Genomic DNA, 13,479 nt, shown 5'->3' with positions numbered 1-13,479 from the left:
GCCGGTCGGCCGTCACTTCTGCTCTGCCAAGGCGGTGTTGAGGAGGACGACGTTGACGCCCGGTTGGCCGAGGAAGCCGAGCGAGCGGTCCTCGGTGTACTTCGCCACCAGCTTGTTCAGCTGCTCGGCCGAGACGTTTCCGCGGGCCTTGGCGACCCGGTCGACCTGCTCCTTGGCGTAGGCCACCGAGATGTGCGGGTCGAGGCCGGAGCCGGAGGCGGTGACCGCGTCCACCGGCACGCTCGCCGGGTCGACGCCGTCGAACGCGGCGACGGCGGCGCGGCGGTCCTCGACCGCCGTGGTGAGGTCCTCGTTGTTCGGCCCCAGGTTGGAGGCGCCGGAGACCGTCCCGCCGTAGCCGTTGGCCGAGGGGCGGGGCTGGAACCACTTCGGGTCCGGAAGGGCGGCCTCGGCGGCGTCGTCCGGGTTCTTCTTCGGCAGGTCGTAGCTCTGGCCCAGCAGGCTGGAGCCGACCTCCTTGCCGTCGGCCGTCTTCACGATCGAGCCGTTGGCCTTGTCACTGAACACGGCCTGGCCGAGGCCGGCGACCAGCAGCGGGTAGGCGAGGCCGAGGATCACCGTCATCACCAGCAGCATCCGCAGGGCGGTGAAGTGCGTGCGCACGGTGGTGGGCAGGGGCTTGGACATCCGGATTCTCCTCTCTCAGCTCAGGCCGGGGATGAACTGGACGACGAGGTCGATCAGCTTGATCCCGACGAAGGGGACGATCAGACCACCGAAGCCGTAGACCCCGATGTTGCGACGCAGCAGCGAACTCGCGTCGGAAGGACGGTACTTGACACCGCGCAGGGCGAGCGGGATCAGGCCGACGATGACCAGGGCGTTGAAGACGATCGCCGAGGTGATCGCGGACTGCGGGCTGTGCAGGCCCATGATGTTGAGCTTGTCCAGGCCCGGGTAGACCGCCGCGAACATCGCCGGGATGATCGCGAAGTACTTCGCGACGTCGTTGGCGATCGAGAAGGTGGTCAGCGCGCCGCGGGTGATCAGGAGCTGCTTGCCGATCTCGACGATCTCGATCAGCTTGGTGGGGTTGGAGTCCAGGTCGACCATGTTGCCGGCCTCCTTGGCCGCCATGGTCCCGGTGTTCATCGCCACACCGACGTCGGCCTGGGCCAGCGCCGGGGCGTCGTTGGTGCCGTCCCCCGTCATCGCGACCAGCTTGCCGCCGGCCTGCTCCTTCTTGATCAGGGCCATCTTGTCCTCGGGGGTGGCCTCGGCGAGGAAGTCGTCCACGCCCGCCTCCTCCGCGATCGCCCTGGCGGTCAGCGGGTTGTCACCCGTGATCATGATGGTCTTGATGCCCATCCGGCGCAGCTCGTCGAACCGCTCCCGCATGCCCTCCTTGACCACGTCCTTGAGGTGGATGACCCCCAGGACCTTGGCCGGCTCCGGGGCCTTCCTGGTCGCCACCACCAGGGGCGTGCCGCCGGCCGCGGAGATCCCGTCCACCAGGGTGGAGACCTCGTCGGTGACCGTGCCGCCGTTGTCGGTGACCCAGTTGGTGACGGCGGCGGCCGCGCCCTTGCGCACCTGGTGCACGCCGTCGGCCTCGTCGAGGTCGACACCGGACATCCGGGTCTGCGCGGTGAACGGCACCCAGGTGGCGTGCTCCAACTCGCCCTGGGCGCGCGCCCGCAGACCGTACCCGGTCTTGGCGAGGACGACGATGGAGCGGCCCTCCGGGGTCTCGTCGGCCAGCGAGGAGAGCTGCGCGGCGTCCGCGAGCTCCTCGGTGGAGACGCCGGTGGCGGAGAGGAACTCGGCGGCCTGGCGGTTGCCGAGGGTGATGGTGCCGGTCTTGTCGAGCAGCAGGGTGTTGACGTCGCCGGCGGCCTCGACGGCCCGGCCGGACATCGCCAGCACGTTGCGCTGGACCAGCCGGTCCATGCCCGCGATGCCGATCGCCGACAGCAGCGCGCCGATGGTGGTCGGGATGAGCGCCACGATCAGGGCGACCAGCACGATCATCGACTGCGGCGCACCCGCGTAGGTGGCCATCGGCTGGAGCGTGACGACCGCGATCAGGAAGACGATCGTCAGCGAGGCCAGCAGGATGTTGAGCGCGATCTCGTTCGGCGTCTTCTGCCGGGCCGCGCCCTCGACCAGGGCGATCATCCGGTCGATGAAGGACTTGCCGGGCTCCGACGCGATCTTCACCACGATCCGGTCCGAGAGCACCTTGGTGCCACCGGTCACCGCGCTGCGGTCACCGCCCGACTCGCGGATCACCGGCGCGGACTCACCCGTGATCGCCGACTCGTCGACCGAGGCGACACCCTCGACGACGTCACCGTCGCCGGGGATGGTCTGCCCGGCCTCGACCACCACGTGGTCGCCCAGCCGCAGCGCGGTGCCGGCGACCTCCTCCTCGGCCCGGCCCTTCGGCCAGTCGGTGAGGCGGCGCGCCATCGTGTCGGTCTTGGTCTTGCGCAGGGTGTCCGCCTGCGCCTTCCCCCGGCCCTCGGCCACCGCCTCGGCCAGGTTGGCGAAGACCGTGGTCAGCCAGAGCCACACGGTGATCGACCAGGCGAAGACGCTCGGGTCCGCTATCGCGGCCACGGTGGTGACCACCGAGCCGACCTCGACCACGAACATCACCGGGTTCTTGACCATCACCCGGGGGTCGAGCTTCCGCACCGCGTCGGGCAGCGAGGCGACGATCAGCTTCGGGTCCAGCAGCCCGCCGGAGACTCTGTGCGGCGCGGCGGGCGCCTCCGGCTGCGTGGCCGGCTTGTCGGTAAGGGTGGACGACATCAGGAGAGACCTTCCGCGATCGGCCCGAGAGCCAGGGCCGGGAAGTAGGTGAGGCCGACGACGATCAGGACGACGCCCGACAGCAGGCCCACGAACAGCGGCTTGTGGGTGGGCAGGGTGCCCGGGGTGGCGGGGACGGGCTGCTGCTGCGCGAGCGAGCCGGCCAGCGCCAGGACGAAGACCATCGGCAGGAACCGGCCGAACACCATCGCCAGACCCAGCGCCGTGTCGTACCAGTCGGTGTTCACCGTGATGCCGGCGAACGCCGAACCGTTGTTGTTCGACGCCGAGGTGAACGCGTACAGGACCTCGGAGAAGCCGTGCGCACCGGAGTTGAGCATCCCGGCCCGCTCACCGGGCAGCGCCATCGCCACTCCCGTACCGATCAGCACGATCGTCGGCGTGGTCAGGATGTAGAGGGAGGCGAACTTCATCTCCCGCCCGCCCAGCTTCTTGCCCAGGTACTCCGGCGTGCGGCCGACCATCAGACCGGCCACGAAGACCGCGACGATCGCCAGCACCAGCATCCCGTACAGGCCCGAGCCGGTACCGCCGGGCGCGATCTCGCCCAGCATCATGTTGAACATCGTCAGCCCGCCGCCGAACGGCGAGTACGAGTCGTGGAAGGAGTTCACCGCGCCCGTCGACGTCAGCGTCGTCGACGCCGCGAACAGGCTGGACGCCGCGATGCCGAACCGCTGCTCCTTGCCCTCCATCGCCCCGCCGGCCGCCTGCATCGCCGCACCGGAGTGCTGCGACTCGAAGAAGGTGATCAGCGCGACCGAGGCCATCCAGAACAGGCCCATCACCGCGACGATCGCGTAGCCCTGCCGGTGGTCGCCCACCATCCTCCCGAAGGCGCGCGGCAGCGCGAACGGGATCAGCAGGATCAGGAAGACCTGCAGCAGATTGGTGAACCCGGTGGGGTTCTCGAACGGGTGCGCCGAGTTGGCGTTGTAGAAGCCGCCGCCGTTGGTCCCCAGCAGCTTGATGACCTCCTGCGAGGCCACCGGCCCGCCCGGGACCGACTGCGGGTCGCCCGCCAGGGTCGCCACCTCGTGGAAGCCGTGGAAGTTCTGCACCACGCCGTTCGCCACCAGGACCAGGGCGAACACGATCGAGATCGGCAGCAGCAGCCGCAGGACGATCCGGGTCAGGTCGACCCAGAAGTTGCCCACCCGGTCCGTCCGGTTGCGGGTGAACCCCCGGATCAGCGCCGCGACGATCGCGATGCCGACCGCGGCGGACACGAAGTTCTGCACCGCCAGGCCCGCCATCTGCGCCAGGTGCCCCATCGCGGACTCACCGCTGTAGGACTGCCAGTTGGTGTTGGCGGTGAACGAGATCGCGGTGTTCCACGCCTGGTGCCCCGACATCTGCGGGACCCCGAGGCTCAGCAGCAGGTGGCCCTGCAGGCGGATCAGGCCGTAGAGGAAGAGCACCGAGACGGCCGAGAAGGCCAGCACCGAGCGCAGGTAGACCGGCCAGCGCTGGTCGGCGTCACCGTCCACCCCGATGACCTTGTACAGGCCGCGCTCGGCTCTCAGGTGCTTGGAGGTGGTCAGGATGCGGGCGATGTGGTCGCCCAGCGGCCGGTAGCACAGGGCCAGGGCGCCCACCAGGGCGATGACCTGCAGCCAGCCCGCGAGAGTGGAGCTCATGTCAGAACTTCTCCGGGTAGATCAGCGCGACGACGAGGTAGCCGACGAGAGCGACGGCCACGATGAGACCTGCGATGTTCTCGGCGCTCACAGCTTCTCCACCCCCCGCGCGATCAGGGCGATGACGGCGAACACGGCGACCGTGACACCGACGTAGATGAGATCGGACATGGGCTCCACCACAGTGGTTCGGAGGTGGCCGCGGCCTGGCCCTACGGGCGGTCGACGCGGCACCGGCGGCGGGCCGGCAAGAGCCAGCCAACCGCCCCTACGGACCGTTACCGGCGTTCTTGACGCCCTCCATACGGCGGCCGTTCGATTGTTGACGGGCTCCATACGGCGGCTCGACGGAGTGGCGGACGGACGGGCTCCGGACGGGCTCCGGGCCGGGGCCGGACGGGCTCCGGACGCCTCCCGGGGGCGGCTCGCCGGGGTACGCCGAGAGCCCCGGACCGGTGCGGGTCCGGGGCTCTCGGCGGCTCGGCCTCAGGCGCTCTCAGGCGTTCTCGGGCGCCGGCAGCTTCTCGTACTCCGACCGCGCCGCCGGCTCACCGCGGCGGACCGCGCCGGGGGCCCGGCGGGACGGGTGGTACGCCTTGCTGGAGGAGGTGAGCTGCCACGGCACGCTGATCACCATCACCCCCGAGGTGAACAGCAGCCTGCTCTTCAACCAGAGCGCCGACTGGTTGTGCAGCAGGTGCTCCCACCAGTGCCCGACCACGTACTCGGGGATGAACACGGCCACCGCGTCCCGGGGGCTGGTCCGGCGGTACTCGCGGACGTACGCCACCACCGGCCGGGTGATCTCCCGGTACGGCGAGTCCAGCACCTTCAGCGGCACCTGGACGTCCAGGTCCTGCCACTGCCGCTCCAGTTCGCCGGTGGCCTCCTGCTCCACCGCCACGGTCAGCGCCTCCAGCGAGTCCGGCCGGAACGCCTGGGCGTAGCCGAGCGCCCGCAGCGTGGGCTTGTGCAGCTTGGAGACCAGCACGATCCCGTGCACCTTGGAGGGCCGCACCGAATCGGCGTGCGGGTCGTCCACCGCCAGCTCCTCGGCGACGCTGTCGTAGTGCCGGCGGATGCCCCGCATCATCACCCAGAGCACGACCGCCGCGACCACGGCCAGCCAGGCGCCCTGGGTGAACTTGGTGAGCAGCACGATGACCAGGACCAGCGCGGTGGTGACCGCGCCGAAGGCGTTGATCACCCGCGAACGCTGGGCCGAGCCGCGGACGGCCGGGTCGGTCTCGGTGCGCAGCACGCGGTTCCAGTGCTTCACCATGCCGATCTGGGAGAGCGTGAAGGAGGTGAAGACGCCCAGGATGTAGAGGTGGATCAGGCTGGTGACGTCCGCGTCGTACAGCCAGAGCAGGCCGCCGGCCACCACCGCGAGCGCGATGATGCCGTTGGAGAAGGCGAGGCGGTCGCCGCGGGTGTGCATCTGCCGGGGCAGGTAGCGGTGCTCGGCCAGGATCGAGGCCAGCAGCGGGAAGCCGTTGAAGGCGGTGTTGGCCGCCAGGATCAGCACCAGCGCGGTGACGGCCTGGATGAAGTAGAAGAGGAAGCTCTGGTCGCCGCCGAAGACCGCGGCCGCCAGCTGGGCGATCACGGTCTGCTGCGGCGCGGTGTGACAGTCCCCGGGGAAGCCGGTCAGCGTGCAGGCGTCGTCGGCGATGTGGACCTTGGACATCAGCGCCAGCGCGGTGATGCCGACGAACATGACCACGGCCGTGGTGCCCATCACGGCCATCGTGGCGGCGGCGTTCCTCGACTTGGGGGCCCGGAAGGCGGGGACGCCGTTGGAGATCGCCTCCACGCCGGTCAGCGCCGTGCAGCCGGAGGCGAACGCCCGCAGGCCCAGCATCAGCAGCCCGAGGCCGGCGAGGGTGTCCTTGCCGTCCACCGGCAGGATCCCGTACGAGGCGCTGGCCGCCACCGGGGTGTCCCCGAAGACCGCCTTGACCAGGCCGGTGACGATCATCAGCAGCATGCCGCCGATGAACAGGTACGTCGGCGCGGCGAAGGCCTTGCCGGACTCCCGCACCCCGCGCAGGTTCATCGCCGCCAGCAGCACGACGAAGCCGACCGCCAGCTCGACCCGGTAGTCGGCCAGTGAGGGCAGCGCCGAGATGATGTTGTCGACGCCCGACGCCACCGACACCGCGACCGTCATCACGTAGTCGACCAGCAGCGAAGCCGCCACCACCAGGCCCGAGTTGGCGCCGAGGTTGCGGGACACCACCTCGTAGGAGCCGCCGCCGCTCGGGTAGGCGTGCACGACCTGGCGGTACGACATCACCACGACCGCCATCAGCGCGACCACACCGGCCGCGACCCACGGGGTCAGGTAGAGGAACGCGGTACCACCGACGGTGAGCACCAGCAGGATCTCCTGGGTCGCGTAGGCGACCGAGGAGAGCGGGTCGGAAGCGAAGATCGGCAGCGCCAGCCGCTTGGGGAGCAGCGTCTCGCCCAGCTCCTCGCTGCGCATGGCTTTGCCGATCACTAGGCGCTTGAGCGCCTGGGGCACGTTGAACACATGGGCGAGCGTAAGGGCCTGAAACGGGCCCGCAATGGGCCCGAGCGGAGTGTCCCGAGCGCCCGACACGCCCTTCGGGAGGGATGTTCCCGCAGGTGGAAGCCGCTATGTGCGACGCGTGCCGGGCGAATCGGAGGCGTTTCGAGGGCGTTAAGGGGGGCCGTTAAGACATCGTCAAGATATGACGATCGGATAGGACATTTACGACATAGTCCACGAATAGGCCAGGTGCGTCGGATCCGGCATCGCCGCGAACTGCCCGCTCCCGACAGCACCCGCTCCCGCCGCCGCCCGCTGCCGCCACGGCCCTCGCGGCCCGCTACATCCGCATCCGCAGCCGGCAGACCACCGCGTCGGTGTGCCGGCGCAGGGCCCGGTCGATCACGGCGCCGCGCCGGTTCTGCAGCGCGCGCTGCCAGGGCCGGACCGGCTCGACCTCGGGGATCAGCACGGTGAGGCGGTCGTAGGCGTGCTCGGTGGCGAGCCGGTTGACGAAGCCGGCGATCGGCGGCCCGAGCCGGCGGTGGCCGTCCGGGATCTCCACCAGGGGCACGCCCGGCTGCCAGAGCTCCCAGTCCCGGCGCAGCGCCTCGGCCTCGGCGGGTTCGTGGACCACGGTGACGGCCATCACCTCGTCGCCGAGCGAGAGCGCGGCGGACAGCGCGTCCCGGGTGAGGCGGGTGATCGCGGTCACCGGGACGACGACCAGGCTGCGCTGCGGGGTGAGCGGGCCGGGGACGCGTCCGAGTTCCAGACGCTCGCCGATCCGGGCGTAGCCGCGGTGGATCGCCTCGAAGAGCAGCACGAGCAACGGCAGGGCCAGGCAGATGCCCCAGGCGCCCTCGGTGAACTTGGTGCCGGTGACGACCACGGCGGCGACCCCGGTGAGCAGCGCGCCGAAGCCGTTCAGGGCCGCCTTCGCCCGCCAGCGCGCCGGCCTCGCCAGGAACCAGTGGCGGACCATGCCGACCTGGCAGACCGTGAAACCGACGAACACCCCGATCGCGAACAGCGGGACCAGGCTGTTGACGTCGCCGCCCGAACCGACCAGCAGCACCGCCGAGACCCCGGCGAGGAACAGCACGCCGTGCCGGTGGACCTGGCGGTCGGCGCGCAGCGCGAAGACGTGCGGCAGGTGGTTGTCCCGGGCGAGCAGGTGGAGCAGGACGGGCAGTCCGCCGAAGGAGGTGTTGGCGGCCAGCCCGAGCAGGACGACGGTCGCGAACTGGACCAGGTAGAAGCCCGCGCCGTGGCCCAGCGAGGCGTCCGCGAGCTGGGCGAGGACGGTGACGCCCTCGACCGGCTGGAGGTGGAAGCGGCCGATCAGCACGGCCAGTCCGATCAGCATCACGCCCAGCAGCGCGCCGAGGGCGACCTCGGTGCGCTGCGCGCGCTTCACGCCCGGCGTGCGGAAGGACGGGACGGCGTTCGCCACCGCCTCCACGCCGGTCAGCGCCGAGCAGCCGGCCGCGAAGGCCTTGAGCAGCAGCAGCGCGCCCACCGCCGTCGCGTTGCCGGCCAGCACGGACGCGTGCCCGGTGGCGGCCACGGTGCTCGCCGGCGCGTCCCGGAACAGGCCGACCACGATGATCGCCAGGATCGACAGCACGAACACCGCGGTCGGCGCCAGGAACCAGCGCGCCGACTCGGCGATCCCGCGCAGGTTCACCGCGGTCACCAGGGCGAGCACGCCCAGGCAGAGCCAGACCCGGTCGTCGTACAGGCCCGGCACCGCCGAGGTCAGCGCCGCCACCCCCGCCGTCACCGACACCGCCACGTTCAGCACGTAGTCGATGACGAGCGAGGCCGCGGCCGTCAGCGCGGTCCGCCGCCCCAGGTGCGCCTTGGCCACCGCGTACGAGCCGCCGCCGTCCGGGAACGCCGCGATCACCTGCCGGTAGGAGGCCACCAGCACCGCCAGCAGCACCGCGATCGCCGCCGTCACCGGCAGCGTGAAGCCCAGCCCGTACGCCCCGGCCGCCGCGAGCACCAGCACGATCGACTCGGGCCCGTACGCCACCGACGCCATCGCGTCCAGGGACAGCGCCGCCAGCCCGCCCAGCGCGGTCAACCGGTGACGGTCCTCCGGGGCCGCGCCGGTATCCGGGGGCTCGGGCTCGGTGGTGACAACCGGGGTGGTGGCGCTGGACATCGGACGGGACCTCCGCAGTCGGGTACTGCTCCGATCCTGCGGGCCCCGGACCGCTCGCCACCGGCCCCCCTACGCGTTCCTGACGCGCCGCCGGGCCTCCTTGACGCCTCGCTGACGCCGCGCCGGCGCTCGTCGGCGCGTCAGGGGCGGCCGCTCGGCGGAGAGGGATGGCGGGGGGTGGGTGGGCCGATGTCCCGGCGGGCGCCGGTTGGGAAGACGATCAGCTCGGACGGAGGACTCCCGGCGCGCCTGAGCGGGCCCGGAACTTCTCGACGGGGAGGCTGAACGGCCCACCCCACCCCTCGGAGACCACTTTGCTGCCTGGATCCAGCAATTGCAAGCAATGCGCAATAGTGGCACCCCCTCCCCCTGCGTTACGCTCCGCGCATGATCCATCACCCTCCGCCCCCGGATCGCCCGGCCGGCTCCGGTCCGCTCCTCCTCATCGACCTCGACCACACCCTGGTCGAACGTGACGGCGGCGCGGACGCCTGGACCCCCGGCTTCTGCGCCACCCACGGCCTCCCGCCCGACGCCGCCGCCGACGTCTTCACACTGCTGCGCGCCGACCGCTCCCCCGCCGGCTTCGCCCGGATCGCCGCCCGCTACGGCCTCCCGCGGTCCGGCGACACCCTCTGGGAGGAGCACGTCGCCGGCGAGGCCGCCCGCACCCACCTGATCCCCGGCGTCCCCGCCGCGCTCGCCGCCCTGCGCGAGGCCGGCTGGACCATCGGCGTCGTCACCAACGGCTGCACCGACATCCAGCGCGCCAAACTCGCCCGGACCGGCCTGCTCCCCGCCGTCGACACCGTCTGCGTCTCCCAGGAGGCCGGCGCCCGCAAGCCCGCCCCCGAGATCTTCCGGCTGGCCGCCACCCGCCTCGGCCGCACCCTGACCCCCGACACCTGGATGGTCGGCAACAACCCCGCCACCGACCTCCGGGGCGCCCACGCCGCCGGCATCCGCTCCATCTGGATCACCCCCACCCCGCCCCCGCCACTCCCCCCGGGCCACCCCACCCCCACCCGCACCGCCCCCGACACCCCCGCCGCCACCGCCCTGCTCCTGGCGACGCCCTGAGCCGGGCCGGACCCACCCGTCCGCCGCTGTCAGCCCTCTGGGGCAGGCTGTCCCCATGCGCGCACCCCGAGTCCAGTGCCCCGCCTGCGGTCGACCGGTCGCCCTGATGCCCACCCGCCGGGCCGGCTACGGCGTCATCCACGACCACAAGCGGGACCGCCGTGCCCTCGTCCTCTGCGAGGCGAGCATGCGGCCACTCCCGCTCGCCCAGGCCACCGCCTGGCAGGACGCACTCCCCGGGGTCGCCCCCGCCCCGGCGGCACCCACGCTCTTCTGACGCTCCGGCAGCACCCCGGGCCGGGCCGGCGCGCCGTGCGCGCCCGGAAAACAGAACCGGCCCCGAACCGCGTTTCCGCAGTTCAGGGCCGATCTGGTAATCCAGTGGCTGGTGCAGGGTTCGAACCTGCGTAGCTTGCGCGGCAGATTTACAGTCTGCTCCCTTTGGCCGCTCGGGCAACCAGCCAGGATCGGTGTCTCGCGGGGGCTTGCCCCGTTCGACTCCGTAAACGATACCCGATGCCGGGGGGTGCTCCGCCACTTTGCCGGTCACATGATGATCAAGGGACGTGCCGTGGTTGTCGGGGGCGGGTGCGGGGTGGTGCTGGATAGGCTGGGGCAGCGGGCGTCCGGTGGGACGGCCCGTGTCAGTGAAGCCAGAGCATCAAGGAGACCAACACCCATGGCCGACTCCAGTTTCGACATCGTCTCGAAGGTCGAGTGGCAGGAGGTCGACAACGCGATCAACCAGACCTCGCGTGAGATCGCCACCCGCTTCGACTTCAAGAACGTCGGCGCCGAGATCAGCCGCTCCGGCGAAACGATCGAGATGAAGGCCAGCGGCGAGGAGCGGGTGAAGGCCATTCTGGACGTGCTGCAGAGCAAGTTCATCAAGCGTGGCCTGTCGCTGAAGGCGCTGGACGCCAAGGAGCCGCAGCTGTCCGGCAAGGAGTACAAGATCTTCGCGGACGTGAAGGAGGGCATCTCCCAGGACGATGCCAAGAAGGTCGCGAAGATCATCCGCGACGAGGGCCCCAAGGGCGTGAAGGCCCAGGTCCAGGGTGACGAGCTCCGCGTGACCTCGAAGAGCCGCGACGACCTGCAGACCGTCCAGGCCCTGCTCAAGGGCAAGGACCTCGACTTCGCGCTGCAGTACGTGAACTACCGCTGACCCCGCGGGGTGTGCGCGGCGAGGCCCCGGTCCCGGGTTCGGGACCGGGGCCTCTCCCGTCGGCCGGACGCGGGTCAGCCGACGGCGGGGCGGGGCCGCAGGGCGGCCGCGGCGTCCGCGAGGGACTGGCTCTGCGCCGTGAGCGAGGCCAGTTGCTCCGACAGGGCCGGGGCGGTGCCACCGGGGGCGGCCGGCGGGGCCGGGACGGTCACCGGCGGCGTCGGCAGCTGGCCGAGCAGGCCCTGCACGACGGCCTGCAGCGAGGCGAGCAGCTGCTGGAGGCCGTGGTCCGGGAGGGCGGACAGCAGGGACGGGATCAGTCCGGTGACGGTGCCGACGAGGTCACCGACCGTCCCGAGCACCGCGCCCGGGTCGGGGACGGCGGACAGGTCCGGGGCGGCCGGCGCGGCGGGCAGGCCGGGCACCGGCGCACTGACCGGGGGCACCGCGACGGGCAGCGGCGCGTCGGCGGCCGGGCGCGCGGGGGCCGCCGGGACGGCGACGGCCGGCGGGAAGCCCGGCAGGCCCGGGACGACGGCGGAGAAGGGGGACGTTCGGGGGGCCGCTGCCTCTTGGCCGGCGGCGGTGGCGGACGCCGTGGCGACCGGGGTCAGCACGATGGCTCCGGTCAGCGCGGCGGCCATCCAGGTGGCACGCATGGGTGTTGCTTCCTCTCGATGCGAATCAGGCGAGATGCCTGATTCACACGTTGGGGCAAGCCAGTTGACCCAGCCACCGCACGTACGCCGAACGGTTCAGGCCCCGCCGGGGGCGGCCCAGCGGTCCGTCGTGCGGTGGGCGGGCAGGCCCACCGCCTCGAACTCGTCGAGGTGGTGGGCGTCCACGACTCGGGCGCCGATCCGCCGCAGGGCGCGGGAGATCGGGCTGCCCTCGGGCGGGCTGGGCTCGAACTCGCCGCTGACCAGCGGACCGAGGTCGAGCCGGCCGTCGGCCCAGACGGCGGCGCGCTGGGTGCCGCTGCCGCCGAAGTAGTCGGCCTCGACGCAGGCGATCGGACCGGCCTTGGACCAGGCGGCGAGCCGGCGTTCGAGGCCGTCCGGGAACCAGTCGAACCCGGACTCGCCGCCGAACCCCGGTTCACCGCGGCCGAACTGGAGCGCGGACAGGAAGGCGGGGGTGGCCGGTATCAGGGCCAACCCCTGGGCCAGCGGACTGAGATGGGCGGCCGGGACCTCGGCGGCGGCCACCGCGAGCAGCTCCGCCGAACCGATCAGCGCCTGAAGTTCGTACGACATTCAGTCATCCTGAACCACCGCACTGACACCGCGCCCGGCATTTACCATTCCGTACCCGGACGGGTACCACCGGACGGTGCCGGTCCGCACCCGGGCGGCCCCGGGGGCGGCCCTCACCCGGCGGGCGCACCGCCTGGGAGGGGCTCACCCGGCCCGCCCGCTCCGCCGCGGAGACCGTAGAGCAGGGTGAAGACGGTGATGTCCACCGCGTCCTCCGCGTCACTCACCCCATCCTCGTTCAACTCGTCGAACACTGCGGCGAGTTGACTGCGCAACCGGACCAGCCTGGCCGGGCTGACCCGCAGCGTCGAGTGGGCGAACAGACCGGGCGGGCCGCCCGAACCGTCCTTCGGGGCACTGAAGTCGATCCGGCCGGCGAGCAGTTGGGCGCCGAAGTCACCGCGGACGTTGTCCATGGCGGCGAACATCGCGTCATACGCCTCGGAGCGGGCCGGGGAGTCCGCGGAGAAGATCTCCGGGGAGAGCCGCACCGACTCCTGCGCGGCGGCGTAGCGGCTCTCGACGATGCCGGAGACGAGCCGGGTGCCGGCGACCCGGATCAGTCCGGCCTTCTCCAGCTGCTTGATGTGGCGGTACAGCTTGGTCTGCGGCTCGCCGAGGGCGGCCGCGATCTCCTTGGCGGTGAGCGGTCCGCCGCCCGTCGCCGCCATCAGGGCCCCGAGGATGGACAGCCGCAGCGGGTCGGCCAGCGCCTTCAGCGTGGCCGCGTCGTCGACCCGGCGTTCCCTGACCCACTCCCCGACGGCGCCCCCGGGGGACTCGTCGGCACGACCGGACTCCTGCTCAGCGTTTTCGACCACGCCCCCACCCTGGCAGATCGGGAC

The 13,479-nt window shown here is 71.7% G+C and carries 12 protein-coding genes and 1 tRNA gene; 3 read left to right on the top strand and 10 right to left on the bottom strand.

Translation table 11 applies throughout. The features are described 5' to 3' along the window. Nucleotides 1-12 precede the first annotated feature (12 nt). From kdpC to ACIQTO_RS03640, 6 genes are all read right to left on the bottom strand, one after another. Nucleotides 13-648 (bottom strand): K(+)-transporting ATPase subunit C, encoded by a 636-nt coding sequence (kdpC, locus tag ACIQTO_RS03665; RefSeq protein WP_402382321.1) that lies wholly within the window; start codon nucleotides 646-648, stop codon nucleotides 13-15. 15 nt (nucleotides 649-663) lie between these two features. After that, nucleotides 664-2,778 carry a potassium-transporting ATPase subunit KdpB gene (kdpB, locus tag ACIQTO_RS03660; RefSeq protein ID WP_402382318.1) on the bottom strand — a complete coding sequence of 705 codons (2,115 nt, stop codon included), beginning with the start codon at nucleotides 2,776-2,778 and terminating at the stop codon, nucleotides 664-666. Beyond that, entirely contained in the window at nucleotides 2,778-4,439 is a 1,662-nt protein-coding gene (gene kdpA, locus ACIQTO_RS03655; RefSeq protein WP_402382316.1) for a potassium-transporting ATPase subunit KdpA, read from the bottom strand. The genes kdpB and kdpA overlap by 1 nt, the downstream gene beginning before the upstream one ends. 1 nt (nucleotide 4,440) lies before the next feature. Next, nucleotides 4,441-4,530: a K(+)-transporting ATPase subunit F gene (gene kdpF, locus ACIQTO_RS03650; RefSeq protein ID WP_097237446.1), complete on the bottom strand. Its 90-nt coding sequence runs from the start codon at nucleotides 4,528-4,530 to the stop codon at nucleotides 4,441-4,443. Nucleotides 4,531-4,935: 405 nt separating this feature from the next. Further along, the gene (locus ACIQTO_RS03645) at nucleotides 4,936-6,930 is read right to left on the bottom strand and encodes an APC family permease (protein WP_402382749.1); all 1,995 of its coding nucleotides are present in this window, start codon (nucleotides 6,928-6,930) and stop codon (nucleotides 4,936-4,938) included. A 367-nt stretch (nucleotides 6,931-7,297) separates the two neighbouring features. After that, nucleotides 7,298-9,130 (bottom strand): APC family permease, encoded by a 1,833-nt coding sequence (locus tag ACIQTO_RS03640; protein WP_402382313.1) that lies wholly within the window; start codon nucleotides 9,128-9,130, stop codon nucleotides 7,298-7,300. Between the two features lie 387 nt (nucleotides 9,131-9,517). Here ACIQTO_RS03640 and ACIQTO_RS03635 point away from each other — a divergent pair, with 387 nt between their 5' ends. Together ACIQTO_RS03635 and ACIQTO_RS03630 are read left to right on the top strand one after the other, a co-directional pair. Next, nucleotides 9,518-10,210, top strand: a complete 693-nt coding sequence (locus ACIQTO_RS03635; RefSeq protein WP_402382310.1) for an HAD family hydrolase — start codon at nucleotides 9,518-9,520, stop codon at nucleotides 10,208-10,210. A gap of 55 nt (nucleotides 10,211-10,265) precedes the next feature. Further along, on the top strand, nucleotides 10,266-10,487 hold the full coding sequence (locus ACIQTO_RS03630) for a hypothetical protein (RefSeq protein ID WP_402382308.1): 222 nt from the start codon (nucleotides 10,266-10,268) through the stop codon (nucleotides 10,485-10,487). Nucleotides 10,488-10,592: 105 nt separating this feature from the next. Here the strand turns inward: ACIQTO_RS03630 and ACIQTO_RS03625 are convergent. Continuing rightward, nucleotides 10,593-10,673 (bottom strand) — tRNA-Tyr (locus ACIQTO_RS03625). Nucleotides 10,674-10,889: 216 nt separating this feature from the next. Here ACIQTO_RS03625 and ACIQTO_RS03620 point away from each other — a divergent pair. Next, nucleotides 10,890-11,378 carry a YajQ family cyclic di-GMP-binding protein gene (locus tag ACIQTO_RS03620; RefSeq protein WP_329488198.1) on the top strand — a complete coding sequence of 163 codons (489 nt, stop codon included), beginning with the start codon at nucleotides 10,890-10,892 and terminating at the stop codon, nucleotides 11,376-11,378. Nucleotides 11,379-11,452: 74 nt separating this feature from the next. Here ACIQTO_RS03620 and ACIQTO_RS03615 read toward each other — a convergent pair whose 3' ends face one another. The 3 genes from ACIQTO_RS03615 to ACIQTO_RS03605 form a co-directional block, all read right to left on the bottom strand. Then, on the bottom strand, nucleotides 11,453-12,037 hold the full coding sequence (locus ACIQTO_RS03615) for a hypothetical protein (protein WP_402382306.1): 585 nt from the start codon (nucleotides 12,035-12,037) through the stop codon (nucleotides 11,453-11,455). Between the two features lie 96 nt (nucleotides 12,038-12,133). After that, entirely contained in the window at nucleotides 12,134-12,634 is a 501-nt protein-coding gene (locus ACIQTO_RS03610) for a hypothetical protein (RefSeq protein WP_402382304.1), read from the bottom strand. Nucleotides 12,635-12,747: 113 nt separating this feature from the next. Beyond that, entirely contained in the window at nucleotides 12,748-13,455 is a 708-nt protein-coding gene (locus ACIQTO_RS03605) for an ArsR/SmtB family transcription factor (RefSeq protein WP_402382301.1), read from the bottom strand. Nucleotides 13,456-13,479 lie beyond the last annotated feature (24 nt).

The organism is Kitasatospora sp. NPDC091207 (genome assembly GCF_044768625.1).
GTDB lineage: Bacteria > Actinomycetota > Actinomycetes > Streptomycetales > Streptomycetaceae > Kitasatospora.
Note: the sequence above shows the minus strand (reverse complement) of the source record. Positions and strands in the feature narration are given on the sequence as shown.

Bases quoted from the DNA above. Each gene is read 5' to 3' on its own strand.
- ACIQTO_RS03630 (WP_402382308.1), top strand. From the start codon at position 10,266: ATGCGCGCACCCCGAGTCCAGTGCCCCGCCTGCGGTCGACCGGTCGCC.
- kdpC (WP_402382321.1), bottom strand. From the start codon at position 648: ATGTCCAAGCCCCTGCCCACCACCGTGCGCACGCACTTCACCGCCCTG.
- ACIQTO_RS03615 (WP_402382306.1), bottom strand. From the start codon at position 12,037: ATGCGTGCCACCTGGATGGCCGCCGCGCTGACCGGAGCCATCGTGCTG.
- ACIQTO_RS03610 (WP_402382304.1), bottom strand. From the start codon at position 12,634: ATGTCGTACGAACTTCAGGCGCTGATCGGTTCGGCGGAGCTGCTCGCG.
- kdpA (WP_402382316.1), bottom strand. From the start codon at position 4,439: ATGAGCTCCACTCTCGCGGGCTGGCTGCAGGTCATCGCCCTGGTGGGC.
- kdpB (WP_402382318.1), bottom strand. From the start codon at position 2,778: ATGTCGTCCACCCTTACCGACAAGCCGGCCACGCAGCCGGAGGCGCCC.
- ACIQTO_RS03620 (WP_329488198.1), top strand. From the start codon at position 10,890: ATGGCCGACTCCAGTTTCGACATCGTCTCGAAGGTCGAGTGGCAGGAG.
- ACIQTO_RS03635 (WP_402382310.1), top strand. From the start codon at position 9,518: ATGATCCATCACCCTCCGCCCCCGGATCGCCCGGCCGGCTCCGGTCCG.
- ACIQTO_RS03645 (WP_402382749.1), bottom strand. From the start codon at position 6,930: ATGCGCAGCGAGGAGCTGGGCGAGACGCTGCTCCCCAAGCGGCTGGCG.
- ACIQTO_RS03640 (WP_402382313.1), bottom strand. From the start codon at position 9,130: ATGTCCAGCGCCACCACCCCGGTTGTCACCACCGAGCCCGAGCCCCCG.